Source organism: Candidatus Arsenophonus phytopathogenicus, assembly GCF_056113345.1.
On the sequence record NZ_JBUIOB010000017.1, the window covers coordinates 1321045 to 1346083 of the forward strand.

26 protein-coding genes, 2 tRNA genes, 3 rRNA genes and 3 pseudogenes are annotated in these 25039 nt (G+C 38.5%); 32 read left to right on the forward strand and 2 right to left on the reverse strand.

Translation table 11 applies throughout. The annotated features are described in order from the left end of the window. Positions 1-8 precede the first annotated feature (8 nt). The 16 genes and pseudogenes from AC01GB_RS10455 to aroE all read left to right on the forward strand — a co-directional run bounded on the left by AC01GB_RS10455 (position 9) and on the right by aroE (position 10180). Complete coding sequence (locus tag AC01GB_RS10455; protein ID WP_474451771.1) at positions 9-302, forward strand: DNA-binding protein G5P; 294 nt, start codon at positions 9-11, stop codon at positions 300-302. Between the two features lie 9 nt (positions 303-311). Then, positions 312-536 (forward strand): hypothetical protein, encoded by a 225-nt coding sequence (locus tag AC01GB_RS10460; protein WP_334472804.1) that lies wholly within the window; start codon positions 312-314, stop codon positions 534-536. A gap of 2 nt (positions 537-538) precedes the next feature. Beyond that, positions 539-817 carry a major capsid protein gene (locus AC01GB_RS10465; protein WP_310512970.1) on the forward strand — a complete coding sequence of 93 codons (279 nt, stop codon included), beginning with the start codon at positions 539-541 and terminating at the stop codon, positions 815-817. A gap of 19 nt (positions 818-836) precedes the next feature. Then, the gene (locus AC01GB_RS10470; protein ID WP_474451772.1) at positions 837-2219 is read left to right on the forward strand and encodes a hypothetical protein; all 1383 of its coding nucleotides are present in this window, start codon (positions 837-839) and stop codon (positions 2217-2219) included. 53 nt (positions 2220-2272) lie between these two features. Beyond that, complete coding sequence (locus tag AC01GB_RS10475) at positions 2273-2455, forward strand: hypothetical protein (RefSeq protein ID WP_474451773.1); 183 nt, start codon at positions 2273-2275, stop codon at positions 2453-2455. 12 nt (positions 2456-2467) lie between these two features. After that, positions 2468-2755, forward strand: coding sequence for a DUF2523 family protein (locus AC01GB_RS10480; RefSeq protein ID WP_474451774.1), 288 nt, complete (start codon positions 2468-2470; stop codon positions 2753-2755). Positions 2756-2758: 3 nt separating this feature from the next. After that, positions 2759-3787 (forward strand): zonular occludens toxin family protein, encoded by a 1029-nt coding sequence (locus tag AC01GB_RS10485; RefSeq protein WP_474451775.1) that lies wholly within the window; start codon positions 2759-2761, stop codon positions 3785-3787. Next, complete coding sequence (locus AC01GB_RS10490; protein WP_474451776.1) at positions 3784-4257, forward strand: hypothetical protein; 474 nt, start codon at positions 3784-3786, stop codon at positions 4255-4257. The genes AC01GB_RS10485 and AC01GB_RS10490 overlap by 4 nt, the downstream gene beginning before the upstream one ends. Beyond that, a complete protein-coding gene (locus AC01GB_RS10495; RefSeq protein ID WP_474451777.1) occupies positions 4230-5000 on the forward strand; it encodes a type II secretion system protein GspD in 771 nt (256 codons plus the stop codon). Before AC01GB_RS10490 ends, AC01GB_RS10495 begins: the two co-directional genes overlap by 28 nt. Before the next feature lie 200 nt (positions 5001-5200). Continuing rightward, entirely contained in the window at positions 5201-5476 is a 276-nt protein-coding gene (locus tag AC01GB_RS10500; RefSeq protein WP_474451778.1) for a helix-turn-helix transcriptional regulator, read from the forward strand. Between the two features lie 479 nt (positions 5477-5955). Beyond that, on the forward strand, positions 5956-6159 hold the full coding sequence (locus AC01GB_RS10505) for a hypothetical protein (protein ID WP_474451779.1): 204 nt from the start codon (positions 5956-5958) through the stop codon (positions 6157-6159). 241 nt (positions 6160-6400) lie between these two features. Further along, positions 6401-7285 carry a pentapeptide repeat-containing protein gene (locus AC01GB_RS10510; protein ID WP_474451780.1) on the forward strand — a complete coding sequence of 295 codons (885 nt, stop codon included), beginning with the start codon at positions 6401-6403 and terminating at the stop codon, positions 7283-7285. 172 nt (positions 7286-7457) lie between these two features. Then, positions 7458-8201, forward strand: a complete 744-nt coding sequence (dprA, locus tag AC01GB_RS10515) for a DNA-processing protein DprA (protein ID WP_474452384.1) — start codon at positions 7458-7460, stop codon at positions 8199-8201. A 16-nt stretch (positions 8202-8217) separates the two neighbouring features. Further along, positions 8218-8759, forward strand: a pseudogene (locus tag AC01GB_RS10520) (DNA topoisomerase family protein). 24 nt (positions 8760-8783) lie between these two features. Next, complete coding sequence (gene tsaC, locus AC01GB_RS10525; protein WP_474451781.1) at positions 8784-9353, forward strand: L-threonylcarbamoyladenylate synthase type 1 TsaC; 570 nt, start codon at positions 8784-8786, stop codon at positions 9351-9353. Positions 9354-9358: 5 nt separating this feature from the next. Beyond that, positions 9359-10180, forward strand: coding sequence for a shikimate dehydrogenase (gene aroE, locus AC01GB_RS10530; protein ID WP_474451782.1), 822 nt, complete (start codon positions 9359-9361; stop codon positions 10178-10180). Between the two features lie 72 nt (positions 10181-10252). Here aroE and AC01GB_RS10535 read toward each other — a convergent pair whose 3' ends face one another. Next, positions 10253-10783, reverse strand: a complete 531-nt coding sequence (locus tag AC01GB_RS10535; protein WP_474451783.1) for a gamma carbonic anhydrase family protein — start codon at positions 10781-10783, stop codon at positions 10253-10255. A 644-nt stretch (positions 10784-11427) separates the two neighbouring features. On the opposite strand from AC01GB_RS10535, the gene AC01GB_RS10540 reads away from it, so the two are divergent. The 9 genes and pseudogenes from AC01GB_RS10540 (at position 11428) to AC01GB_RS10580 (ending at position 20093) form a co-directional block, all read left to right on the forward strand. Further along, positions 11428-12970: ribosomal RNA gene (locus tag AC01GB_RS10540) — 16S ribosomal RNA — on the forward strand. 66 nt (positions 12971-13036) lie between these two features. Further along, a tRNA-Ile gene (locus AC01GB_RS10545) sits at positions 13037-13113 on the forward strand. Between the two features lie 67 nt (positions 13114-13180). Next, positions 13181-13256, forward strand: a tRNA-Ala gene (locus tag AC01GB_RS10550). 337 nt (positions 13257-13593) lie between these two features. Then, positions 13594-16497, forward strand: a 23S ribosomal RNA gene (locus tag AC01GB_RS10555). A 110-nt stretch (positions 16498-16607) separates the two neighbouring features. Continuing rightward, positions 16608-16723 (forward strand): 5S ribosomal RNA (gene rrf, locus AC01GB_RS10560). Together the 16S, 23S and 5S rRNA genes with 2 tRNA genes alongside form the textbook arrangement of a ribosomal RNA operon. A 317-nt stretch (positions 16724-17040) precedes the next feature. Further along, positions 17041-18015: pseudogene (locus AC01GB_RS10565) on the forward strand (glycosyltransferase). Between the two features lie 425 nt (positions 18016-18440). Beyond that, positions 18441-18950: a Na/Pi symporter gene (locus AC01GB_RS10570; protein ID WP_474451784.1), complete on the forward strand. Its 510-nt coding sequence runs from the start codon at positions 18441-18443 to the stop codon at positions 18948-18950. Further along, positions 18844-19773 carry a Na/Pi cotransporter family protein gene (locus AC01GB_RS10575; RefSeq protein ID WP_474452385.1) on the forward strand — a complete coding sequence of 310 codons (930 nt, stop codon included), beginning with the start codon at positions 18844-18846 and terminating at the stop codon, positions 19771-19773. The genes AC01GB_RS10570 and AC01GB_RS10575 overlap by 107 nt, the downstream gene beginning before the upstream one ends. Positions 19774-19781: 8 nt before the next feature. After that, on the forward strand, positions 19782-20093 hold the full coding sequence (locus AC01GB_RS10580; RefSeq protein ID WP_474451785.1) for a hypothetical protein: 312 nt from the start codon (positions 19782-19784) through the stop codon (positions 20091-20093). A gap of 226 nt (positions 20094-20319) precedes the next feature. Here the strand turns inward: AC01GB_RS10580 and rsmC are convergent. Further along, a pseudogene (rsmC, locus tag AC01GB_RS10585) lies at positions 20320-21324 on the reverse strand (16S rRNA (guanine(1207)-N(2))-methyltransferase RsmC). A gap of 387 nt (positions 21325-21711) precedes the next feature. On the opposite strand from rsmC, the gene AC01GB_RS10590 reads away from it, so the two are divergent. The 7 genes from AC01GB_RS10590 to AC01GB_RS10620 all read left to right on the forward strand — a co-directional run bounded on the left by AC01GB_RS10590 (position 21712) and on the right by AC01GB_RS10620 (position 24880). After that, positions 21712-22122: a DNA polymerase III subunit psi gene (locus AC01GB_RS10590; RefSeq protein WP_474451786.1), complete on the forward strand. Its 411-nt coding sequence runs from the start codon at positions 21712-21714 to the stop codon at positions 22120-22122. Beyond that, the gene (gene rimI, locus AC01GB_RS10595) at positions 22091-22555 is read left to right on the forward strand and encodes a ribosomal protein S18-alanine N-acetyltransferase (protein ID WP_474451787.1); all 465 of its coding nucleotides are present in this window, start codon (positions 22091-22093) and stop codon (positions 22553-22555) included. Before AC01GB_RS10590 ends, rimI begins: the two co-directional genes overlap by 32 nt. Before the next feature lie 196 nt (positions 22556-22751). Then, positions 22752-23240: a flagellin lysine-N-methylase gene (fliB, locus tag AC01GB_RS10600; RefSeq protein WP_474451788.1), complete on the forward strand. Its 489-nt coding sequence runs from the start codon at positions 22752-22754 to the stop codon at positions 23238-23240. Positions 23241-23271: 31 nt separating this feature from the next. Beyond that, positions 23272-24000, forward strand: a complete 729-nt coding sequence (locus AC01GB_RS10605) for a hypothetical protein (RefSeq protein WP_474451789.1) — start codon at positions 23272-23274, stop codon at positions 23998-24000. Positions 24001-24216: 216 nt separating this feature from the next. Beyond that, on the forward strand, positions 24217-24384 hold the full coding sequence (locus tag AC01GB_RS10610; protein ID WP_474451790.1) for an esterase/lipase family protein: 168 nt from the start codon (positions 24217-24219) through the stop codon (positions 24382-24384). Between the two features lie 12 nt (positions 24385-24396). Beyond that, the gene (locus AC01GB_RS10615) at positions 24397-24546 is read left to right on the forward strand and encodes an esterase/lipase family protein (RefSeq protein WP_474452386.1); all 150 of its coding nucleotides are present in this window, start codon (positions 24397-24399) and stop codon (positions 24544-24546) included. A gap of 37 nt (positions 24547-24583) precedes the next feature. Next, positions 24584-24880 (forward strand): hypothetical protein, encoded by a 297-nt coding sequence (locus AC01GB_RS10620; RefSeq protein WP_474451791.1) that lies wholly within the window; start codon positions 24584-24586, stop codon positions 24878-24880. The last annotated feature ends 159 nt before the right edge of the window (positions 24881-25039 follow it).

The following is a 25039-nucleotide window of genomic DNA, read 5'->3' on the forward strand; positions in this document are numbered from 1 at the left end:
GAACCATTATGGCTGCATTGCCCTTATATCAAACGGTGATTAGTGGAAAAGTGACCCGTGTCAGTACGTCTAATGATGGACATGTTTATACCACCGTTATTTTACCCGCTCCTGACCCTTATTCTAAACCGCCGGTTGTAAAAATACGTTCTAAACGGCGTGTGGGGGCGATTGATTCAGAAATTAATGAACTGGTTTGCCGTATTTCGGGTTTTGAACGTTCATTTAGATATCATGATAAGCAGACAGGGCAACCCTTAACGGGTCATAACGTTGAAATGTTTCTCGATTTAGTGGAATAGGTGATCGCTATGGCTACTCAGGAAAATAATATTGTCGGTGAGATTTGTTCAAAAGTCACCAATGACTGCCAGACAATGGCATTGACGATAAAAGAGTTGCCATATCAGGAACTCCTTAATATTGATTATTCAGTCGCGGCACAATTTTGGGGGATTCCTTTTACCTCGGTAATCGGACTTTGGTTATTTTCCAAAGGTCTTGGTGCAGTAATTAATATGTTTAAAGGTGTTTAATTATGTTGATTAAATTAGGTTTAAATAAGTTTTTTAACAAACTTAATCTCCGCACTTTATATTTAAGTATAGGTATTGGTTTATTCGGTGCTTTTAGTTCTGGATGGGTGCTTGCTAATCCACCTGCAGGTGGTGCAACTGTTGACTACAGTACGTTAACTAATTCGCTTAACTTTAACTCTGTCATGACGGGTATTTTAGCGGTTGCAGGTGGTCTTATTGCCGTTTATGCAGGTATGGCAGGTGTTAAGTGGGTTTTGCGTATGGTTCGTGGTGCGTAACAAGGAGAGGGGCAGATTAATGCCCCTTTATATCGATGCTGACAATCGGATTTTATTTTCTGTGTTTTTTGTGGGGACTGTTATGCGCCTGGGCAGTCATACAAGGGTTGGATTGATATTGTTGTTTTTAACGTCTTATGCTTATGCTGAAACGTGGGAGACTTTGTATAAAAGTACGTTTGATAGCGATGTTATTTCTAAATCAAAAGATGTTAAGGGTGAAGACGGAACGCTTAAACGTGTTGAATATATTGATTCAACTATGCAACAGCAGGCTTGTAATGAAGCTAAACAATCTGCTCATAATTTATTCGATGATATGAAATCTACTTATGCTGAAGTTTACCCTGATTCACAATTTAAACTTGAGGTAAGCGAGTGTTCTTATGATGGTTCTCCGACTGAGAAAGTTGCTGATTCTTACGGTGATAGTTTTTGGTTAAAAGCATCTGTTATCGGTGAGATTAAAAGGGCGGTTTCTGGTACTGAAAATAATAATAAAGATTTACAAACGCCGGAAGAAGTTTGCATGAATAAAAGTTCGTTATCGGGTTCGTTTTATACAAAAAAAGTGGGTAGTAATTATTATGCTAGTGTTGATGGGTGTGAATATATTGCTGATGATGATTTATTGCTCTGTAGTGAAAAGAAGGGCACTTGTCATGCTAAATGGAATCCAACAGGAAAAACGGTAGAAGATGGAAATGGCGAAGATGATGAGAAACAAAAAAGTGATAGTAAAATTTCGGGTCAATTGCCAAATGTCAATAAGGTTTTAGAATCATCTTCAAATTTCCCACCTATTCAGCACGTTTATAATCCGGTTTCGGGTCAATCTGATTTTATTTCACCCAGTGAAAGAGAATGCGCTGATATTGTCTATCCGACGTATGAAAATGTGACGAGTTATGATGATTTGGGCAATCCTGTTGTTCGTAAAGAGCCAATCAAATATTATAATACCTTTAATTTTATGGAGAATAATTATCTTCAAAAATATGGCTGTTTATATGTACGCACATCAGGAGGGTATAAGCCGAGTACATCTCGTGCAGTTTATGAGGCTTTTGATACAGGTAAATTAAATGACTGTACTTGGAAAAGTGGTTTTACGGAGGTTCATAACTGCTCTTATCGTGCGGAACGCCCAAAAACACAGACAGATTCAACTAAATCTTCGGGTAGTACGGGTATAAATGATGTAATTCCCTCTAATACTGGCAACGCTAATAGTAAATCCAGTTCCAGTAGTTTAGGCAGTGCGGCTAATATTTTTCCTTCATCAGGAACCCGTCAATCGGGTGTCAGTTCATCTTCAGGTGCTCTGGTCAATCTTCTGGCTCAACAGGTAACGGGCAAGGAACCGATTTATCGTATCCTGATAATAATGAGCCGGATTTAGATTCACCGACGGCAGAATCAATATTATCGCCATTACAGCATCTCTTTCCATTTTTGGAAAATTTTAATTTACCTGAACGGGCAGCATCATGCCCGGTAGCGACTTTTGAAGTGTTTGAGCAGCGTTTTGTCATTGATGCTCATTGTACCTTGTTTGAAAGCATTCGTGGTTTGTTAACCCTGTTTTCAATGATTATCTGGTCATTTCTGGGATTACGGATTGTATTGTCTTCTTAAGGGGATTAAGTGATGTATGCCTTGATTGTATCCGCATTTAATTTTTTATTAGGGTTTGTCTTTAGAACACTGACGATTAAATTTATTGTGTTTTCAGCGCTGTTTTTAGTGGTCACCGAATTTGTCCCTGTTTTATTAGTTTTACTACCCACGTCAACGAATTTACCGGAGTTGATTGGTCAACTTCCTGATAGTGTCTGGTATTTCATGAATCTGTTTGCGGTGATAACGGGGATGAAGATTGTGATTTCGGCTTATCTGACCCGTTTTATTGTGCGACGCATTCCGGTGATAGGGTGATGTATGGCGATTTCAGCTTATGTCGGTATCCCAAGAAGCGGTAAATCCTACGAAGTGGTTTGTAACGTTATTATTCCCGCTTTTATGAAAGGTCACCGGATTGTGACGAATATCTACGGCATTTCAGCAGAAAAAATCAGGGTTTATTGTCTTGATAAAAAGAAAGCCGATGGGTATCAATTAGGTGAGATTATCTGCGTTGATAATGAACAGGTTAAAGAGGCTGATTTTTTTCCATTTAAAACAGAAACGGGTATTGCAGAAGACACTTTTTGTCAGGCGGGTGATTTGATTTGCATTGATGAAGCGTGGCGTATTTGGGAAAACGACAGGATACCGCAACAACATCGCTCATTTATAGCTGAGCATGGTCATTTTGTGAATGAAGAAGGTATTACCTGTGATTTAGTGGTATTAAATCAATCGGTGGCCAATTTACCGCGTTTTATCAAAGATAGGATTGAGACGACTTACAGAATGACCAAACTGGTGGCGTTAGGGTTACGAAATCGCTATCGGGTCGATGTTTATTCAGGGATTAAACTGTTTAAAAATAATCGCACTTCATCCTATCAGTGCAGTTATGACAAGGCGATTTTTCCACTTTATCATTCTTATGAAGGTGGTCAAGGACAAGAGCAGGTGGTGGATAAACGCCAGAGTATTTTTAATCAATCTAAATTCTGGGTATTAACATCAGGGCTGTTGTTGCTGGTCATTGCTTCCGTCTATTTTCTTTATCAATTCTTTGGCGGTAACGGGATAACGCCTAAGAATCCGTCTGTCTCTGAATCAGTTGATAAATCAAAGACTACCCAAAAATCACATCAAAATCCGTCACCACAAAATTTATCCGCTCAATGGCGTATTGCTGGCAAAATTAGTCAGCGAGGGCAAGCATGGGTGGTGTTACTTAATCAGCAGGAGCAAATTCGGCTTGAGCCGTTATCGCAATTTCGTTTTTATGGTTTGCGGATGAAGGGCAACATTGACGGTGAGATTGTCACAACCTATTCAGGAGGCATTAAATGAAAAGGGCATGGATAGGGTTGTGGTTAACGGTAAGTCCGTTATTGATGGCTAAAGGCGTGATGATGGAACTGGATAATGTTCCTTTACCGCAAGCTTTAAATGTGCTGTATAGGCAGGTTTTTGAGCGTCCTTTCATGTTATCGCCAGAATTAATCAATGACCCTCGTAAAGTGACTTTTCGTATTACGCCAGAAATTGATGAACGGGCTTTTATTAAGCGCTATCTAAATAATTTACAGATTGCCATTCATGAACGTAATGGGATTGATTATTTAGTTTCCTTTACGCCAAAAACATCCACAGTACCTAGAGAAACTTATGTTTATCAGCCTCGTTATCGTTCGGTTGAGTATTTATCGGATTTATTACGCAGCCAGTTTGATGGTAATTTTAATTCGTCTCGTAGTGGTATTTCAGTGGGCAAATCGCACCAGAAAAAGCCGTGGCGGGGACGGCTTCGGATTTCTTGAACCGGACAGGGGGTGTACTGGTTTATTATGGTACTAAAGCCGATATTGCCCGATTAAAAGTATTGTTACCTAAAATTGATACCGTGACGGATGAGGTTGTTGTTTCTGCCTATGTTTTTGAGGTACAAACTGCTGAGCGTAATGGGTCAGGCTTGGCATTGGCTGCCAAATTGGTTTCTGGTAAATTTAATGTTGGTATCGGTAAAGAAACAGGATTTGATAATTTTATTCGCTTTAATTTAGGTTCATTAGATGCGTTATATGAATTGTTCCGTACTGACAACCGTTTTCATGTGGTGAGTTCGCCCAGACTACGGGTGAAAAATGGGGCGCAAGCATCATTTTCTGTCGGTTCTGATGTACCTGTGTTAGGCAAAGTAAGTTATGCTGATAATAAGCCTGTTCAGTCGATAGAATATCGTTCCAGTGGGGTTATCTTAAATGTACGTCCGCAAATCCGGCAACAGGGTGTGGATTTAACCATTGACCAGCAATTATCAAATTTTGCCAAAACTGAAACGGGCGTAAATAATAGTCCAACGTTGATTAAACGTCAGGTCAATACGCAAGTGAGCGTTGCCGATGGTGATATTATTTTGTTAGGCGGTTTGGCTGAGAATAAAGTGACCGAAGCGGATACCGGATTTTCATTTTTGCCGAAGGGCTGGTTCACGGGTGCTTCGACAGAAAATAATAAAACCGATATTTTAGTGATTTTACAGGTGAAGAAGGTTCAACGATGAAGGCAGGCCGCGTACCACAGCATTAGCGAGGAACGCGGCCTGTCTGAAGAGGCGAACCGACGTAGTCGGTAAGAGAATAAAACGTCGGTTTTGTTGTATTACATGTTGTTTGTTATGCGTTAAGTTGTTTTTTAGCGCTGTATAGCCAGACTCCATATCTGACTACACAGCTATCACATAAACCTAAGAGAGAGGTCTATATGACTGTGTTCGATCCTACTCAATATCCTGAGTTACGCAATCTTTTTCCTGAATTAACGCCTGTGCAGTTTGAAACGGCAATGTTATATGCTTTAGGATTAACTAAAAAAGAGATTGCCTGGGCGCGTGATGTTTCTTATCCGGTGGTAAGAGATACGTTACAAGACATTAAGAATAAATTTCAATTTTATTCATTGAGTAACCTTATTTCGACGTTTCATATCCGTTTGGTCTTGTTCGCATTTTATCAATGTACCTTGCCAAATAGAAAATAGCCGTTTTTTTCTTTAAAGTGCCCTACATTTTGTAGGGTGCAATTTTTGATTGTCATTTTTTATACTGACTGGGTATTAGGTCATAACTTCTAAAATCAATTATGAAATACCGCCACTTCTGATTTTGAGTCGCGTCACACCAGATATCAGGGAAACCCGCTTCTTCTTGGCGGGCTTTTTTTATGCTTGGAGATGCTGGATGTGTGTTCCCCTAAATATGGCAAGGTCAGATATTGGGGCATCCAGCCTTAAAATTATAGCGGATATTTTTAAAATGTCCGTCAGGACATGTAAGGCGGCAGGTTGAAATCGCAAAGATAACTGAATGGAAAACCGCCGAAGCCAGGGGGACTTATCGGGTAGCAGGAAACCCTGCGCTTGCGCCTCCTGCTAAGCCTGTTTTTTTACCATGCCAATTGTTAGTATTAGCGCTTAAGTAAAGATACTGAGTAAAAACAATGATGAAATGGTTATTGGTGTTGACTCTGAGTTCGTTGATTCTGGTTGGGTGTAAAAATGGTTTTTCTGAATACACGCTAGAAGAAAAAAAAGCGACCATAAAAAAACATGATAATGAATGGAGAAAGCGACAAATTTGCGAGCGCAGATATAGAGAGAAACCATCATTGTTATTAGATTGTGTCAGTGATATTGATAATCCCGATTTTGAACGTATGTATTAAGGGTCGCATAATTTATTTCATACAATGCTAGGATGGTAGCTAATTATTACATATAAGCATTTTAGAAAGATTAATTTTATCGAACTAAAACAAGTGAAGAGTTAAATTATATGGTTGCTTCTTTAAATTATATGGTTGCTTCTTAATTAACATTGATAAAATGCAAAAATAAGAATAGGGTGTATTAGATAAAGGTTAATATTAAATATTTTATTATCTAACTCTGAATGAGGAATTAATAATGAATATTAATAATATGCTTAACATATGTGATATGGCTTGCACTACAGGTTCAGCTATGAGAGACGCAACCTCTCCACGCAATATACTACAATATATAATTAATTTTTTTACTTTTGGAGGTGTGCGTAGAAATAATGAAAAATTATATACGGATCTGATAGATTCTATGGTTAGCGCTTTGCAAAAATGGGATACTGACGAGCTCGAAGAAAACATAAAGAGATTAATGGCTCCAGAGTTGAAATTGGATAACATTTTAGGCTGCTCAGTATCATTTACCCCCATAGAAAGGAATGTTGTTAAGGTCAAGGTTTGTAAGGGAAATGATTCTATATCCACTAAAATCCCACTAGGAACATACGTAGATGTATGCCGCACACTAAAGCTTAGAGATGAGCTTAAAATTTACCAAAATCCGTTGATATTAACAGAGCAGGGTAAGATGAATCTAAGGGGAGTGGATATGTCCAATACTGATTTGACGGATAAAAACCTGTCAAACGCAGATCTATCTAACGCAAACCTATCGAACGCAGACTTATCACAGAGCAATTTATTCCGAGCTAACCTACAGTATACAGACTTATCGAATGCAAGACTATCACAGTCAATTATGATTCGTGCTAACCTACGGGATGCAAATCTAAGAGGTGCTGATCTATCGAACGTAGACCTATCTAGCGCAGAGCTATCTGACGCAGACCTAACTTGTTCCAATTTGTCTGGTGCTAATCTATACGATGCAGACCTGTTTCGTACTAATTTAACTTGTTCCAACATGACTAGCATAAACATGTCTAATGTCGATTTATCCCTAGCTAAAATGCCTGGGGCTAACCAAACTAATGTTCACTGGCCAGTAAAATACATCAGATATGGATAGGTCTATTCAAATATAAAATTTATGTATGTCGTTCGCTACCAATGCGAAAATTGTACTCAACAAATCTTAAGTTATGACCCTAGAAGCTCTTGTATCGCTCTGTAAAACGTTTTATCGTTATTATTATGGCGATACCGGTTGTTATAAGATGAATAGATTTCTTGAATTCTAAATTCATCATCAAGGTTCGCACAATGATTTTTATGGTGAGAAATGGGCTCAAATATTTAGCCAGGAACTGGTACATGACAAATTTACAATTACCAGTGGTTTAGCAATAGGTATTGATGGAATTAGCCATAAAACTGCATTAAAGCATGATGGAATAACTGTTGCTGTATTAGGTAGTGGTTTAAATAAATTATATCCAACCCAACATACTAGTTTGGCGGATAAAATTAAGGAGCAAGGGGCGTTAGTATCAGAATATCTACCAGATACTCCTCCATTAGCCAAGAATTTTCTGCGGCGAAATCGTATAATTAGTGGCTTAAGTAAAGCAGTCGTTGTGATTGAGGCTGGATTAAAAAGTGGTTCATTAATTACAGCTAAATGTGCATTGGAGCAAGGTAAAGATATTTTTGCTTTACCAGGTGCGTTAGGAAATACCTTATATGAAGGTAATCACTGGTTAATTCAACAAGGGGCTTATTTAGCCGCTTCGCCCCAAAATATTATTGAATATTTAAACAGTGGACTACAATGGTTACCAGAAAATAAAATCCTATCTAATAACCTATCAATCGATAATTCTATGAATAATATATTGCGTTATATTAATTATGAACCAACGCCTATAGATTTAATTGCTGAAAGAAGTGGCTTATCAATTACTGAGGTATCTGCTCAATTATTGGAATTTGAATTGATGAGTAAAATTATCTTTGTGTCTGGTGGATATATTAGAGTTGAGTAATTAAAGTGAGATGAGAATGCAAAAGCAAACCCTTTTTAGAAAAATGGCAGGTGAAGATAAGGAGCATTGCCCTAAATGTCAAAGTGAACTTATTATTCGAAATGGGGGCTATGGGCCTTTTGTAGCTTGCTCTAATTATCCTAAATTTGATTATGTTCGGCCATTAAAACAAGCAGCAGACAGCCAAATAATTAAAGAATTACCGGATTTTTTTGTCCCAAATGTGGACATAATTTGGTGTTGAAGCAAGGACGTTTTGGTATGTTTATTGGTTGCAGTTATTATCCTAAATGTGAACATACAGAGTTAATTGATAAACCTGATGAAACATTAGTTGGATGTCTACAGTGTCAAGGTGGTGAATTACTACAAAGAACATCACGTTTTGGCAAAGTATTTTATGGTTGTAATTGTTATCCTAAATGTCAATTTGTGCTGAATGCTAAACCAATTTCTGGTAAATGTTCTTTCTGTCAGTATCCATTATTAATAGAAAAAAAGGTTTCACAAAATATGAAAATATTTTGTGCAAATAAATTATGTAATAAACAGCAGTAATAAAAATAAATGGAATAAATTGGTATGGTTGATGAAATATCCCCTTCATTTCGGAATATTATTTTAGCGCTAAATGAAGGTAAAATTATAGCTTATCCGACAGAAGCTGTTTTTGGCCTCGGATGTGAGCCTGATAACGATAAAGCAGTCCGTAAGTTATTATTATTAAAACAGCGTTCATGGAAAAAAGGACTAATTTTAATAGCTGGAGACTATAAACAATTAACACCTTATATTGATGATAATAAATTAACTAATTTACAAAAAGAAATGATGGTTTCAACGGGGTCTGAGGCTATAACTTGGGTAGTGCCCGCTAGAAAAGACATACCAAAATGGTTAACAGGAAAATTTGATTCACTTGCGGTTCGTATTACAAATTTTGAATTAATTAAAAAGCTTTGTTTTTTATATGGCAAACCATTGATTTCTACTAGTGCTAATTTAAATGGATTATCACCATGCAGAACAAAAGAAGAAGTTATTGCTCAGTTTAATGGCCAAGTATCCGTTTTAGAGGGTTCTGTTGGAGGACGTAAGAATCCATCTGAAATTCGAGATATAATGACAGGTCACTTGTATCGAAAAGGTTAATGCAAATGGAAGAATTTGCAGTATTTGGAAATCCAGTAGTACATAGTAAATCACGACTTATTCATAAATTATTTGCAGAGCAAACTGGTATTAAATATGAATATGGAAAAGTGCTAGTTCCTTTAAATAAATTTGAAGAAAAATTAGATGATTTTTTTTGCCGAGGAGGAAAGGGAGCAAATATTACTTTACCCTTCAAGGAATTAGCCTACCATAAAGTTGATGAATTAACTGAGCAAGCTCAAATATGTGGTTCAATTAATACTATCAAGAGGTTAGATGATCATAGATTACTTGGTGATAATACTGATGGAATAGGTTTAGTTTTAGATCTTGAGCGTTTGCGCTTTATTGAAAAGGGAATGCATATATTAGTAATTGGTGCTGGTGGTGCCGCGCGTGGTGTTATAGCTCCTATTTTAAATTACGGCTGTCGAATAACGATTACGAATCGAACATTTAGCAAAGCAGATAAACTAGCAGAACAATTTTCTGCTATAGGGCATATTAATTCATTGATGTTGGAGTCTATTCATTCTGCTGAGTATGATTTAGTGATCAATGCGACATCTTCTGGTGTTGCAGGGGAAGTTCCTGCTATTTCATCCAATATATTTAAGCAAAATGTTTTTTGTTATGACATGTTCTATCGATTAAATGAAACACCATTTTTAACATTAGCGAAAACCCACGGAGTATTAAAATATGCTGATGGTATTGGTATGTTAGTCGGTCAGGCGGCTTTTGCTTTTAAACTATGGCACGGTAAATTACCTGATATTTCATCTGTATTACAGCGATTAAAAGAAAATGCTGCCATAAATTAGTTGGTATATTTATACGGAAAAAATGATAACGATATCAGGTAACAATTAAGGATAGCATCTTTAATAATACACTTATAAGTAATTATTTTTCCAATTGTCATAATTAGTTGCGGACTGAACTAAGCCTTCTAACTCTTCTGACGATAATTTTCTAATCTGTTTTACAGGACTACCAATATATAAATAACCACTTTCTAATTTTTTGCCTTGAGTGACTAAACTACCTGCACCGATAACGACATCAACCTCAATCTTTGCGCCATCTAAAATAATTAATCCCATTCCAACCAAAGTTCGGTTACCAATAGTACATCCATGCAATATAACTTTGTGTCCAATGGTAACGTCTTCGCCAATAATAAGAGGATATCCTTGGGGATTAAGTTTATTTTTATGAGTAACATGAAGTACTGAACCATCTTGAATATTAGTTCTTGCTCCGATAGATATATAATTGACATCACCACGTATGACAGTTAGTGGCCAAATACTTACATTATCAGAGATACGTACATCGCCAATTATCACAGCAGTTGGATCGATAAACACACTATTTCCAATAACAGGTTTTGAATGCAAATAAGGTCTTATATTAGAAGTCATTGCTATTTTTATCCTAAGTAAACTATTTGAATTAGTTAACAAACAGTGAATAGATAAATTTGTATTTTATATTATTAAATATTCTTTTAATCAAATTAAGTGAATTTAGATCTAATAAAATACCATATAGTCTTATCTTTGAATTTTTTAAATCATAAAGTTGAATGGATACTATAAGATCGAGCTAATTTCGTAGAATTTTAATTCATTATGACGAAAATATATTCATATAAATTAAAAACGCAAAAAAATAGTTGAGTAAATTTTTAGGCGCTCTATAATGCGCCCCCACTGAGTCAGTATAGAACGAATCAATTGAATTGAATTTTCTTGACGCAGGGTAAAGAAGAGTAGAAATAACTACTTGACTTTACAGGTGAAAAGCGTAATACACGCCACCTCGCGGCCCAGGTCGCACGCTCTTTAACAATTAATCAGACAATCTGTGTGGGCACTTGCAAGACATCATCAAAAAATATTTGGTTTTAAAGTCTTGAAGAGTGACAAAACAGTTAATTCATATATGAACTAATATGCAGTAACGTTATTTTGGTCGGCAGCGGCGAAGGTGGTCAAATATCGGCAAAGCGAGTTGAACAAAAGCGCGTTACGGTCAGTAAAACATTCTTTGAGCATCAAGCTTTTAATTGAAGAGTTTGATCATGGCTCAGATTGAACGCTGGTGGCAGGCCTAACACATGCAAGTCGAGCGGCAGCGGAGGAAGCTTGCTTCCTTGCCGGCGAGCGGCGGACGGGTGAGTAAGGTATGGGGATCTGGCCAAAGGGGGGGGATAACCACTGGAAACGGTGGCTAATACCGCATAATCTCTAAGGAGCAAAGTGGGGGACCGTTCTGGCCTCACACCTTCGGATGAACCCATATGAGATTAGCTAGTAGGTGGGGTAAGGGCTCACCTAGGCGACGATCTCTAGCTGGTCTGAGAGGATGATCAGCCACACTGGGACTGAGACACGGCCCAGACTCCTACGGGAGGCAGCAGTGGGGAATATTGCACAATGGGCGCAAGCCTGATGCAGCCATGCCGCGTGTATGAAGAAGGCCTTCGGGTTGTAAAGTACTTTCAGTCGTGAGGAAGGTGTTAAGGTTAATAACCTTAGCAATTGACGTTAGCGACAGAAGAAGCACCGGCTAACTCCGTGCCAGCAGCCGCGGTAATACGGAGGGTGCGAGCGTTAATCGGAATTACTGGGCGTAAAGGGCACGCAGGCGGTTAATTAAGTTGGATGTGAAATCCCCGGGCTTAACCTGGGAATGGCATTCAAGACTGGTTAGCTAGAGTCTTGTAGAGGGGGGCAGAATTCCATGTGTAGCGGTGAAATGCGTAGAGATGTGGAGGAATACCGGTGGCGAAGGCGGCCCCCTGGACAAAGACTGACGCTCATGTGCGAAAGCGTGGGGAGCAAACAGGATTAGATACCCTGGTAGTCCACGCTGTAAACGATGTCGATTTGGAGGTTGTGGTCATGAACTGTGGCCTCCGGAGCTAACGCGTTAAATCGACCGCCTGGGGAGTACGGCCGCAAGGTTAAAACTCAAATGAATTGACGGGGGCCCGCACAAGCGGTGGAGCATGTGGTTTAATTCGATGCAACGCGAAGAACCTTACCTACTCTTGACATCCAGCGAATCCTTTAGAGATAGAGGAGTGCCTTCGGGAGCGCTGAGACAGGTGCTGCATGGCTGTCGTCAGCTCGTGTTGTGAAATGTTGGGTTAAGTCCCGCAACGAGCGCAACCCTTATCCTTTGTTGCCAGCGAGTAGAGTCGGGAACTCAAAGGAGACTGCCGGTGATAAACCGGAGGAAGGTGGGGATGACGTCAAGTCATCATGGCCCTTACGAGTAGGGCTACACACGTGCTACAATGGCGTATACAGAGAGAGGCGAGCCAGCGATGGGGAGCGGAACTCAGAAAGTACGTCGAAGTCCGGATTGGAGTCTGCAACTCGACTCCATGAAGTCGGAATCGCTAGTAATCGCGGATCAGCATGTCGCGGTGAATACGTTCCCGGGCCTTGTACACACCGCCCGTCACACCATGGGAGTGGGTTGCAAAAGAAGTAGGTAGCTTAACCTTTTGGATGGCGCTTACCACTTTGTGATTCATGACTGGGGTGAAGTCGTAACAAGGTAACCGTAGGGGAACCTGCGGTTGGATCACCTCCTTACCTAGATAGATGGAATGTGAGTGTTCACACAGATTGTCTGATGAAGATTGAGCAGAAAGTATCATTAGGCCTGTAGCTCAGGTGGTTAGAGCGCACCCCTGATAAGGGTGAGGTCGGTGGTTCAAGTCCACTCAGGCCTACCAACATTGCTGATGGAAGTGGCTGAAAGGCAAGGTTAGCAGTAAGGTGTAATGATACGACAATCTTAATGGGGCTGTAGCTCAGCTGGGAGAGCGCCTGCTTTGCACGCAGGAGGTCAGCGGTTCGATCCCGCTTAGCTCCACCATATTGCAAGATAAAAATAGAAAAAAAGTTATTCAGAGCAGGCTGGCAACAGTATGCTACGAATAATAATGCTCTTTAACAATCTGGAACAAGCTGAAAATTGAAACACACATTATTGAAAAAATAGTGTGGGGAACTCTCAAACTCCAATTTGAAGTGTTATTCAAATAGGCAGACGAATGGCATGAGCGAGCAGGGTGAAATTTGCGGCGTAGGTGCGCAGTCAGCGCAGTGTACATAAGTACGTGAGCATGACGAGTACCGCACAACAAAAAATTTCGCACGGCGCAGCCATGGCGCTTCCGTATTATTTGATAAGAGACACCTTCGGGTTGTGAGGTTAAGCGAATGAAGCGTACACGGTGGATGCCTAGGCAGTCAGAGGCGATGAAGGACGTGCTAATCTGCGAAAAGCGTCGGTAAGCTGATATGAAGCGTACTAGCCGGCGATGTCCGAATGGGGAAACCCAGTGCATTAATGCACTATCATTTGATGAATTTATAGTCAAACGAGGCGAACCGGGGGAACTGAAACATCTCAGTACCCCGAGGAAAAGAAATCAACCGAGATTCCCCCAGTAGCGGCGAGCGAACGGGGAGCAGCCCAGAGTCAACATCAATATTTACTGCAGGAGAAGGGTCTGGAAAGGCCGGCAATAAAGGGTGATAGCCCCGTATCTGAAACGGTAAGTGTTGTGAGCTCGAAGAGTAGGGCGGGACACGTGTTATCCTGTCTGAATATGGGGGGACCATCCTCCAAGGCTAAATACTCCTGACTGACCGATAGTGAACTAGTACCGTGAGGGAAAGGCGAAAAGAACCCCGGCGAGGGGAGTGAAATAGAACCTGAAACCGTGTACGTACAAGCAGTGGGAGCACCCGAAAGGGTGTGACTGCGTACCTTTTGTATAATGGGTCAGCGACTTATATTCTGTAGCAAGGTTAACCGCATAGGGGAGCCGTAGGGAAACCGAGTCTTAACTGGGCGTTAAGTTGCAGGGTATAGACCCGAAACCCGGTGATCTAGCCATGGGCAGGTTGAAGGTTGGGTAACACTAACTGGAGGACCGAACCGACTAATGTTGAAAAATTAGCGGATGACTTGTGGCTGGGGGTGAAAGGCCAATCAAACCGGGAGATAGCTGGTTCTCCCCGAAAGCTATTTAGGTAGCGCCTCGTGAATTCATCTTCGGGGGTAGAGCACTGTTTCGGCTAGGGGGTCATCCCGACTTACCAACCCGACGCAAACTACGAATACCGAAGAATGTTATCACGGGAGACACACGGCGGGTGCTAACGTCCGTCGTGAAGAGGGAAACAACCCAGACCGCCAGCTAAGGTCCCCAAGTCATGGTTAAGTGGGAAACGAAGTGGGAAGGCTTAGACAGCCAGGATGTTGGCTTAGAAGCAGCCATCATTTAAAGAAAGCGTAATAGCTCACTGGTCGAGTCGGCCTGCGCGGAAGATGTAACGGGGCTAAACCATGCACCGAAGCTGCGGCAGCGACATTTAGGTGTTGTTGGGTAGGGGAGCGTTCTGTAAGCCGTAGAAGGTGGACTGAGAGGTCTGTTGGAGGTATCAGAAGTGCGAATGCTGACATAAGTAACGATAAAGCGGGTGAGAAACCCGCTCGCCGAAAGACCAAGGTTTCCTGTCCAACGTTAATCGGGGCAGGGTAAGTCGACCCCTAAGGCGAGGCTGAAAAGCGTAGTCGATGGGAAACGGGTTAATATTCCCGTACTAAGGGTTACTGCGAAGGGGGGACGGAGAAGGCTAGGCTATCCGGGCGACGGTTGTCCCGGTTTAAGCGAGTAGGAGGGTAGTGCAGGCAAATCCGCACTGCTATAACACTGAGACGTGATGACGAGCCACTAAGGTGGTGAAGTAGTTGATGCCCAGCTTCCAGGAAAAGCCTCTAAGCGATAGGTAATCATTAATCGTACCCCAAACCGACACAGGTGGTTAGGTAGAGAATACTCAGGCGCTTGAGAGAACTCGGGTGAAGGAACTAGGCAAAATAGTGCCGTAACTTCGGGAGAAGGCACGCTGGCATTAGGTGAAGGGTCTTGCATCCGGAGCTGAAGCCAGTCGAAGATACTAGCTGGCTGCAACTGTTTATTAAAAACACAGCACTGTGCAAACACGAAAGTGGACGTATACGGTGTGACGCCTGCCCGGTGCTGGAAGGTTAATTGATGGGGTAAGCCGTAAGGCGAAGCTCTTGATCGAAGCCCCAGTAAACGGCGGCCGTAACTATAACGGTCCTAAGGTAGCGAAATTCCTTGTCGGGTAAGTTCCGACCTGCACGAATGGCGTAATGATGGCCAGGCTGTCTCCACCCGAGACTCAGTGAAATTGAACTCGCTGTGAAGATGCAGTGTACCCGCGGCAAGACGGAAAGACCCCGTGAACCTTTACTATAGCTTGACACTGAACATTGAGCCTTGATGTGTAGGATAGGTGGGAGGCTTTGAAGTGTGGACGCCAGTCTGCATGGAGCCAACGTTGAAATACCACCCTTTAATGTTTGATGTTCTAACTTGGGCCCGTAATCCGGGCTGAGGACAGTGTCTGGTGGGTAGTTTGACTGGGGCGGTCTCCTCCCAAAGCGTAACGGAGGAGCACGAAGGTTGGCTAATCACGGTCGGACATCGTGAGGTTAGTGCAAAGGCATAAGCCAGCTTGACTGCGAGCGTGACGGTGCGAGCAGGTACGAAAGTAGGTCTTAGTGATCCGGTGGTTCTGAATGGAAGGGCCATCGCTCAACGGATAAAAGGTACTCCGGGGATAACAGGCTGATACCGCCCAAGAGTTCATATCGACGGCGGTGTTTGGCACCTCGATGTCGGCTCATCACATCCTGGGGCTGAAGTAGGTCCCAAGGGTATGGCTGTTCGCCATTTAAAGTGGTACGCGAGCTGGGTTTAGAACGTCGTGAGACAGTTCGGTCCCTATCTGTCGTGGGCGAAGGAAGGTTGAGGGGGGCTGCTCCTAGTACGAGAGGACCGGAGTGGACGCACCACTGGTGTACAGGTTGTCATGCCAATGGCATCGCCTGGTAGCTAAGTGCGGAAGAGATAACCGCTGAAAGCATCTAAGCGGGAAACTTGCCTCAAGATGAGTCTTCCCTGACAGTAATGTCCTATAAGGGGTGTTCGAGACGAGGACGTAGATAGGCTGGGTGTGTAAGCGTAGCGATACGTTGAGCTAATCAGTACTAATGACCCGGGAGGCTTAACCTGACAACACCGAAGGTGTTTTGAGAGAGAGAATTTTAGCTTGTTTTGAGATTGAATCTGGTCGGATTTTGCTGAAGGCGCGAAATAAGATGGGATAAATAAAAAAGAATTTGTCTGGCGGCAATAGCGCGGTGGTCCCACCTGACCCCATGCCGAACTCAGAAGTGAAATGCCGTAGCGCCGATGGTAGTGTGGGGTCTCCCCATGTGAGAGTAGGGAGCTGCCAGACTTTGATTATGTTAAGAAAGCCACCCTTGGGTGGCTTTTTTTATCTGAAAATAGCTATATTAAATATAAAACTTGCATAACAACTTTAATACTAATGCAATTTTTTATATCAATAATAAAAGTGATATTTATATTAATTTTAATAATTTCATTTGTTCATAATTAATTACGAGAATTATCTTGTAATATATTTATTTGATATTAGCGACATTATTATTCTATTTTTTTAACAAAATTTAGCCTATAAACATTTATCTATTGAATATTTGATATAAGATTAAATAACCTCAAAAAAAGGATAATGATTAAGGTAAACATATGTTAGCTGAACCGATGCTAAGTATTGTTGTTGCTGTATTTAATGGCGAAACATTCTTACCAAAATTTTTTAATTGTCTTGAACAACAAAAATTAGAAAACTGGGAACTTATTTTAGTCAATGATGGTTCAACGGATAATAGCACTTTATTATTAGAGGAATGTATAGAGCGATTTCCGAATACTAAGATTTTATATCAGGAAAATCTCGGCGTATCTGTCGCCCGTAATGTGGGAATGAATATTGCTACAGGTAAATATATAGCCTTTCCTGATATTGACGATATTATTCATTTAGGTATGTATAACCGTTTATTAACGTTGGCAAAATTCGGTAATTTAGATGTTGCGATGTGTAATGGTACTTATGTTTATATGGATGGCTCACCCTCTAAATTAATTTTTCCCTTAAAAAAAGTTCCATCGACAGGCATAATTTCAGGAACTGAATGGTTACAAAAAGGTTTAAGTTCAGGTAAATTTTTACACGTGACTTGGCTGAATATTTATAAGTTAAGTTTTATTCGTGAACATCAGTATCAGTTTGAGCCGCAACTTCATCATCAAGATATCCCTTGGACAACAGAAATATTACTTAATGCAAAACGCGTTCAGTTTATTAATGAATCTTATTATGATTATTTTATTCATAGTAAATCAGTTTCACATTCATTATGCGTTGATGCTTTACGAGTATGTAAGGTTAATACTTATTTGAAAATTATTGATATGTTAATGGATATATAAAAAATATCCTAATGCGGTAAATCAAACTCCAGCTTGTTGGTGGCAAATTAGTAAGGAAGGTTTTGGTGTTGTATTGTCTATTCAAGCGATTAAATCGCCAAAAATTAAATATGAGATGGTTAAGCGCTTTTTTGACGAAGGATATTGGCACATTATCTGGCAACATGCGACAACGCTAAAATTAAAATGGCGACTATAAGCCGACGTTATTTAAAACTAAAATCGTGACTTAAATACAAAACGTAGTATTATGTAAAAAAAGGCTTTAGTAATGAGAAAATATCATAATGCTCATTATTATTTTAAAATAAATCGATGATCTAGATGTTAAATTTATACCAGAGTTTAGTATTCTTACTAGACAAATGTGATGCATTTAATGGATAAAATAGTTTTTTGCTTTACAATGAAATATTCTATGGATATTAAATAAATTTCCCAAGTAATGAATAATGTTTGCCACTGTTTGTTTAAACAAACAGTGGCAATTTTTTGTATCAGCGTTAAAAGAAAGTTGATATCATTTTTATTAAAAGAAAAAAATAACATTTTTTAATAAAGCATTTAAATAAAGTGAACAAATGGTTGCAAATGCTAATATAAAAGAGCCAATATGAATATAATGAGTTGTAGACAAATAGTATGGATAATTAATGTTAACATTAATTGAATTATTATCATCAGTGGCTTTATTGGTATGGGGCACATATATTGTCCGAACTGGTATTATGCGAGTTTTCGGTAGCGATTTACGCCGAATATTAGGCAAAAGTATCGGTAAAAAATCGCGCGCATTTTTGGCGGGTATTGGTGTCACTGCTTTAGTACAAAGTAGTAATGCGACGGCATTATTGGTTATTTCTTTTGTGGCACAAGGTTTAATTTCTATGACGCCAGCTATGGTTATTATGTTGGGTGCTGACGTCGGTACTGCGATAATGGCCCGGGTGTTAACTTTTGATTTGGTATGGTTATCACCATTGTTAATTTTATTTGGTGTTATTACTTTTCTTAAGTCAGAAAAAAAATCGTTCTGGTCAATTAGGGCGAGTTGCTATTGGCCTAGGACTGATTTTATTAGCTTTAAAGCTTATTGTTGGTTCAGCAACACCAATTACTCATGCATCCGCTATCCAATCAATTTTTACCTCTTTAAGCGGTGATACCATTTTAGCACTACTAGTTGGTACGGTATTTGCTATGCTCACCTATTCCAGTCTGGCAGCGGTTTTGTTGACAGCAACATTAAGTGTAGAAGGACTCGTACCGCTTTATATCAGCCTCTCGATTGTTATTGGCTCTAATATCGGTAGTGGTTTATTAGCTATGATAGGTAGTAGCCAGCAAAGCGGATCGGCACGGCAAGTGGCTTTAGGCAGTTTATTATTCAAGCTTATTGGCGCAATAATTATTTTACCCTGGATTAAACCATTAGCTGCCTGGATTGGTCATTATAATTTTAATGCCTCTGAAGTGGTGATCTATTTTCATGTGTTTTATAATTTACTGCGTTGCTTAGTTATGCTGCCATTTGTCGAATTCATGTCGCGTTTATGCCAACGTATTATTCCTATTTCTCCTGTAGAGATCGAGGTTTTTGCACCTCGTTATTTAGATAAAGCGGCGTTGGAGACACCTTCATTAGCGATTGCCAATGCGGTAAGAGAGACACTACGTATGGGGGATATTGTTGAGCAAATGGTTCAACGTTTGGCTGAAGTTCTAAAGGGCAATAAAATACAGCGGCGTTATATTACACACCTGGAAGAAGAGATCGATATGCTACATAGTAGTATTAAACTCTATTTGGCTCAAATTCAGCAAAATCAACTAGGGGAAGCTGATTCTCGTCGCTGGGCTGAAATTATTGATACTGCTTTGAATTTACAGCAATCAGCCACCATCATTAATCGTATGGCAATAGAAGTGGTTAAAAAATATTTGATAAGCAACATTTTTTCTCCCCTGCCGGTACTAAAGAACTGAATACTCTGATGGAACGATTGCAGAATAATTTGAGTTTAGCTATGTCGGTATTCGTATCTGGAGACATAGATAATGCACGTCGATTACGAAGAGCTAAACATCGATTCCGATTATTAAATCAACGTTATGCTTATGTGCATGTTGAGCGCCTACATAAGCTAAATGTACAAAGTCTCGATACCAGCAACTTACATGTTAGTTTACTAGGGGATATGAAAAGATTAAATTCGCTTTTTTGTGCAATCGCTTATCATGTATTAGAAGATGTAAGTGAAAACCGCGCTGAACAAATTAATCCTGAAAGTGATAAAAATATATAATTAGTTATTCATTAAATAATAATTGAAATGCCAATGACAGAGAGATGATTTAAATCGTTATCTTCATCGTCCTTTGCCATTTGAAAATGAATTATTTATGCTAAATAAAGTTGCAGTTAAATATTGTTACCGACTTCCATTCTCATCTCTCATTTGCTTAAAACGAAAGTGGTAACAATGTTGTTCAAATAATTAATTATTTTGCTAAAAACTTATCGTATCAGATTTAACGAAATTTGCTGGCTTGATAAACCTTGAATTTACCTGTTTGAGCAAGTATTTCATGGCGACTAAACGCTTTATCTAACCAATCTGGATAAGGTAAGAAGGCATTGGCAACCATTCTAAATTTTCCACCTGGTTTTAGATGATTTGATGCTTGTTTGATGATCGCTTCAGCGGCTGAATAATCCGTTTTTAATCCATCATGAAACGATGGGTTGCCAATTATCCAGTCGTAACTATCTTCAATCGCAGAGTAGATATCACTTGCTATAACATTGCCAGTTAAGCCATTTATTTTTATGGTTTCAATAGAGGATGTGACCGCCGCAGCATGAGTATCGCAGAGAATCAATTTTATGCCAGGGTTTCTCTTGCCAATAACCGTTGCAAGCACACCGGAGCCGGATGCGATATCTAATAATTTACCCTTGATAGGTTTATCAAATGTAGAAAGAAGTAGTTGACTTCCGGCATCCAGCGCTTGTTGACTAAATACGCCAGATAGGGTTTTGATAGATATATCAGCGACCTTATAGATATTCCACCAATCATTTAAATGAAAGTGAGGTTGTTTTTCTAGCTGGCAATAATAGAGGCTACAGCGCCGTGCTGCATCAATTTTGCGTACACTGCCTATTTCTTCTAGAATTTTATCGGCGCTATTTACACCACTACGATTTGCACCAACAATAAAAATATCACTACCTACTGGTAAAACTGAGCAAATATTGTGTAGTTGAAAATGGGCTTATTGCTTGTTTTTAGGCCAAAAATAGATCAGAGTATTAAATTGTCTTGCCACTGTTTTTTCAAGCGTTAAGTCATAATGGACTCTTTCGCCTAGCGCTTTATTAAATGATAGCCAGTAGTGATATTGATTAGTTAAAATATGTAAAATTTCAGTGCTAATATTATCTTGTAAGTTACCAGCCATTAAAACACGACGGCCGATAGAATATTCATCATGGCGTAAAATCACTTCACTAGCGGGCGTCAGTGAAGACATAAATGTTGGCTCCTGTATTAGATTAGGTTTCCTTTTACCAACTATAAAAGGAAAATATTCGCCGTAAGCGTAAAAAATATTGCTCATAGAATCGTAAATTTTGATAAATTTGTGAGATATGAACTTATTATCGCGATTGTATCACTATTATTAGATTTCAATCCAATGGTTACTTATTATCTACTATTTAGTGATCATATTGTTTCTTGAGAACTTAATAATTTGTCTATTTACCCTATTTATTTGCAGTTTAGATTCAGCAAATAAATATAGTTAGAGAGAATGAGTAATGGTGTTTATATTGCTAGGTTTTGCAATGTTATTATTTTGATTTATATAGCTCGGTTTGATAAGGTGGCTCGGTATATATTGTGGTGGAGTAGTTTGATGACGATTAGAGATCAATTACTAAAGCAGATGGGAATTGTGCAATGGACATTACGTGATCCTGCGCTACTACGTGGTGAACATGCAGTGTGTATTCCTGACGCTACCCAATTGATTATCATAGCTGATGAACGCATTGATTTAGGTAACCTTTTTGTCAAAGATATTTTACGAGCGATGATGATAGACTGTCGTCAGGTATGCTGTTTATTAACTAAAGAGGTATCGCTGTTACCAAAAGAAATTCTTTGGCCTTGCTGGATCATAGGCAAGCAATTACCAGTTAGTTCAAAAACATGGGTTATTCATACTTTACCATTGCCAGAAATTTATTCTGATCCTCAGTCAAAACGCGCTTTGTGGGCGCAAATATGCCAGCATGAAAATAATTTCGAATTTAGAACAAACTGATTTAGTCTCTGCTTTTGCTATTGAAAACATGAGTCATGCTTTTCCTTGGAGTGAAAAGGTATTCTACAGTAATCAAGGAAAGCAATATATTAATTTAAAAATTAGTCTTAAAAATCAATTTGTTGGTTTCGTTATCACACAATCTCTGTTAGATGAGGCAACCCTCTTTAATATTGCTATTCATCCTGATTATCAAGGACAAGGTTATGGTGAATGTTTACTACGCTATTTGATCGAACATTTGGCAACCAAAGATATCAAAACTTTATGGTTGGAAGTCCGGCAATCAAATCATGGGGCAATTCAGCTATATGAAAAACTGGGTTTTCATATTGTCACAATAAGAAAAAATTATTATCCGGCGACAAAAAAGGGTGAAGATGCGGTGGTTATGGCGTTAACTATTTTGCCTGATAGTATCCTTGCCTTATAAATTTAAATACTTAATTAAGATAAAAAAATAGTTTAGATTCGATAATAGTACCATTGATAAGCGCTATGAAGTGGTAATTTGTGTATCAATATTCGCTTAATAGGCCTATTTGTAATGAAACAACATAGAGAAATTATCCCGCTTTTTTATAAAAAATTTAAATGTATAGGCGATCAGTGTTTGTCTCATTGTTGTCATGGTTGGACGATTAACCATTGATAAGAAGACTTATAAAAAATATAAAACTGCCCATCAAATTGAGATCAAAGAGATCACTGATAAACATCTGATTAAATATCCTAAAGTTAGTGGTATTAACAAATACTCTTTTATTGCACTTGATAAAGAGGACAAATGTCTATTTTTTGGTGGTGACAAATTGTGTGGGATTTACAAAATGTTAGGACCCAGCGCATTAAGCTACACTTGCCAGACTTACCCGAGATTAAAAACGCAATTTGATGGTTATACGCAACATTCGTTAAGTTTTTCTTGCCCAGAGGTAGTTCGCTTAGTGTTATTTCAGCCGGATTTGATGAAATATGAAGAGAACACGGTGTTTGAAAAAGTTAGAATTACTGAGAAACGAGTGATTGATCAAAGTACAGTGATGACGCAAGAGCATCAAATTATACAGCTATTTTGTAGTCATTTAATTATGGCTGAAAGTCCTTTCTTTTATTGAAGATAACCTTTATGCGCTTACGCAGTTTATTGTGTTTTTACAATCAATTGATTATCAAATAGAAGCAAATTATCCAAAAGTTGAAAATATATTTATGTCATTAGTGGAAGGATTAATTAATGGAGAAATATATCAACAGAGAAAACAGCTAACATCCTCAGTCGGGCATCAGTTAAAGTTTTCTTTATTATTGATTATGTCACGTTTTTTTACTACCACAGCTCGCTCTAAACATTATTTATTACCGGCTTTTAGCAAAACCATGCATTTTTTTGATTTAGAATCAGAATCGCTAAATGAAAATATGGCGGTTAATTGGGAAAAACTGGATAGTGAATGGCAAAAAATTCTATCAACTAGTTGCTTAGCTGAACCATATGTATTAAAGAACTATTTTCTTTATCGAATATATAATGAAAAATTTGGTTTATATGATTTAAAAAAGAGTTTACGATCACTTTACTATTATATTGTTGATTATTTTTATATTAAAACATTATTGTCTGTCCAGTCAGTTTATGATATTGAGGTGTCAATGGAGAGTATTCAATTAATGTTTTGTCATTATTCGACCGTAATTCAGCATACTTTTAATTTACACCAACAGCTTGATGAGTTAATTGATAAATTTAATTATGGTGATGATTTATCTTGCTTGCTGTTATTAAACTCATTACCTTTTTTAGAAATGTTTTTTCAATGCCATCTTAAATTGATGGCATTTTTATGTTATTTCATATTTTTATTAGGTAATGATTAAATTTATATTACTCACTTTCATAAATAATATTAACTTATTAAATATTAATTTAAATTTTTATATCAGTTAGTTTAAGTTGCTTGTTATATAATATTATTTAGCTTACCTTTTATCAGCATAAATTGTCTAATGTGATAATCCTATTTTGTAATTAATTATTTTTATAAAGTATTAGAATCTATTTTTAATATTAAATTACCTTAATAAGGAGAGATTATGTCGACGAAATATCCTATTATTTTAGTTCATGGATTCTTTGGTTTTGATAGAATAGCTGGCTATTCATATTTTTTTGCTATTGAAAGTCGATTGCAAGCACAAGGTTATAATGTATATATACCTACGTTGTCTGGAGCTAATTCAAATGAAGTAAATGGAGAGTAACTTTGGGAATTCATCGATGAGATCAAAAGAAAAGCAGGCTGTGAAAAAGTCAACTTGATTGCTTATAGTCAAGGGGCTTTATATTCACGTTATGTTGCTGCAAATTATCCAGCCAGTATTGCTTCAGTAACAACAATGAACGGAGTTAATTATTGTTATTAAATAGTTGATATTATTATAAAAAATTTTGCTAACAGGCATGTTAACAGAAAGATTGGTTACCACTACTGCTGAAGTATTTTTCAAATTTATTTCTCTTTTGTCATCGGGTACATTGAAACCGGAAGACGGTGTCAAGGCATTAGAATCATTGACGACAAAAGTGGTCAATGAATTTAATAAAAAATATCCGCAAGGTTTGCCAACAGAATGGGGAGGGGAAGGTGATGAGGTTGTTAATGGTGTGCATTACTATTCATACGGTAGTTTTATTAAAAATTCATTGCTTGATATAGGAATAAATATGTTTGATATTTCTCATCTACCATTGCGATAGTTGAATAAAATTTTTGTAAAAGAAAAAGAAAAAGAAAAAGAAAAAGAAAAAGAAAAAGAAAAAGAAAAAGAAAAAGAAAAAGAAAAAGAAAAAGAAAAAGAAAAGGGCTTGTAGAACGTTATAGTATGCGGTTAGGTAAATTAATCCGTGATGATTATA

Bases quoted from the DNA above. Each gene is read 5' to 3' on its own strand.
- AC01GB_RS10465 (WP_310512970.1), top strand. From the start codon at position 539: ATGTTGATTAAATTAGGTTTAAATAAGTTTTTTAACAAACTTAATCTC.
- AC01GB_RS10490 (WP_474451776.1), top strand. From the start codon at position 3,784: ATGAAAAGGGCATGGATAGGGTTGTGGTTAACGGTAAGTCCGTTATTG.
- tsaC (WP_474451781.1), top strand. From the start codon at position 8,784: ATGGTTGATGAAATATCCCCTTCATTTCGGAATATTATTTTAGCGCTA.
- AC01GB_RS10500 (WP_474451778.1), top strand. From the start codon at position 5,201: ATGACTGTGTTCGATCCTACTCAATATCCTGAGTTACGCAATCTTTTT.
- AC01GB_RS10570 (WP_474451784.1), top strand. From the start codon at position 18,441: ATGTTAACATTAATTGAATTATTATCATCAGTGGCTTTATTGGTATGG.
- AC01GB_RS10510 (WP_474451780.1), top strand. From the start codon at position 6,401: ATGAATATTAATAATATGCTTAACATATGTGATATGGCTTGCACTACA.
- AC01GB_RS10620 (WP_474451791.1), top strand. From the start codon at position 24,584: ATGTTAACAGAAAGATTGGTTACCACTACTGCTGAAGTATTTTTCAAA.
- AC01GB_RS10485 (WP_474451775.1), top strand. From the start codon at position 2,759: ATGGCGATTTCAGCTTATGTCGGTATCCCAAGAAGCGGTAAATCCTAC.
- AC01GB_RS10460 (WP_334472804.1), top strand. From the start codon at position 312: ATGGCTACTCAGGAAAATAATATTGTCGGTGAGATTTGTTCAAAAGTC.
- fliB (WP_474451788.1), top strand. From the start codon at position 22,752: ATGGTTGGACGATTAACCATTGATAAGAAGACTTATAAAAAATATAAA.
- AC01GB_RS10580 (WP_474451785.1), top strand. From the start codon at position 19,782: ATGGAACGATTGCAGAATAATTTGAGTTTAGCTATGTCGGTATTCGTA.
- AC01GB_RS10535 (WP_474451783.1), bottom strand. From the start codon at position 10,783: ATGACTTCTAATATAAGACCTTATTTGCATTCAAAACCTGTTATTGGA.
- AC01GB_RS10455 (WP_474451771.1), top strand. From the start codon at position 9: ATGGCTGCATTGCCCTTATATCAAACGGTGATTAGTGGAAAAGTGACC.
- AC01GB_RS10480 (WP_474451774.1), top strand. From the start codon at position 2,468: ATGTATGCCTTGATTGTATCCGCATTTAATTTTTTATTAGGGTTTGTC.
- rimI (WP_474451787.1), top strand. From the start codon at position 22,091: ATGAAAATAATTTCGAATTTAGAACAAACTGATTTAGTCTCTGCTTTT.
- AC01GB_RS10470 (WP_474451772.1), top strand. From the start codon at position 837: ATGCCCCTTTATATCGATGCTGACAATCGGATTTTATTTTCTGTGTTT.
- aroE (WP_474451782.1), top strand. From the start codon at position 9,359: ATGGAAGAATTTGCAGTATTTGGAAATCCAGTAGTACATAGTAAATCA.
- AC01GB_RS10590 (WP_474451786.1), top strand. From the start codon at position 21,712: ATGACGATTAGAGATCAATTACTAAAGCAGATGGGAATTGTGCAATGG.
- AC01GB_RS10610 (WP_474451790.1), top strand. From the start codon at position 24,217: ATGTCGACGAAATATCCTATTATTTTAGTTCATGGATTCTTTGGTTTT.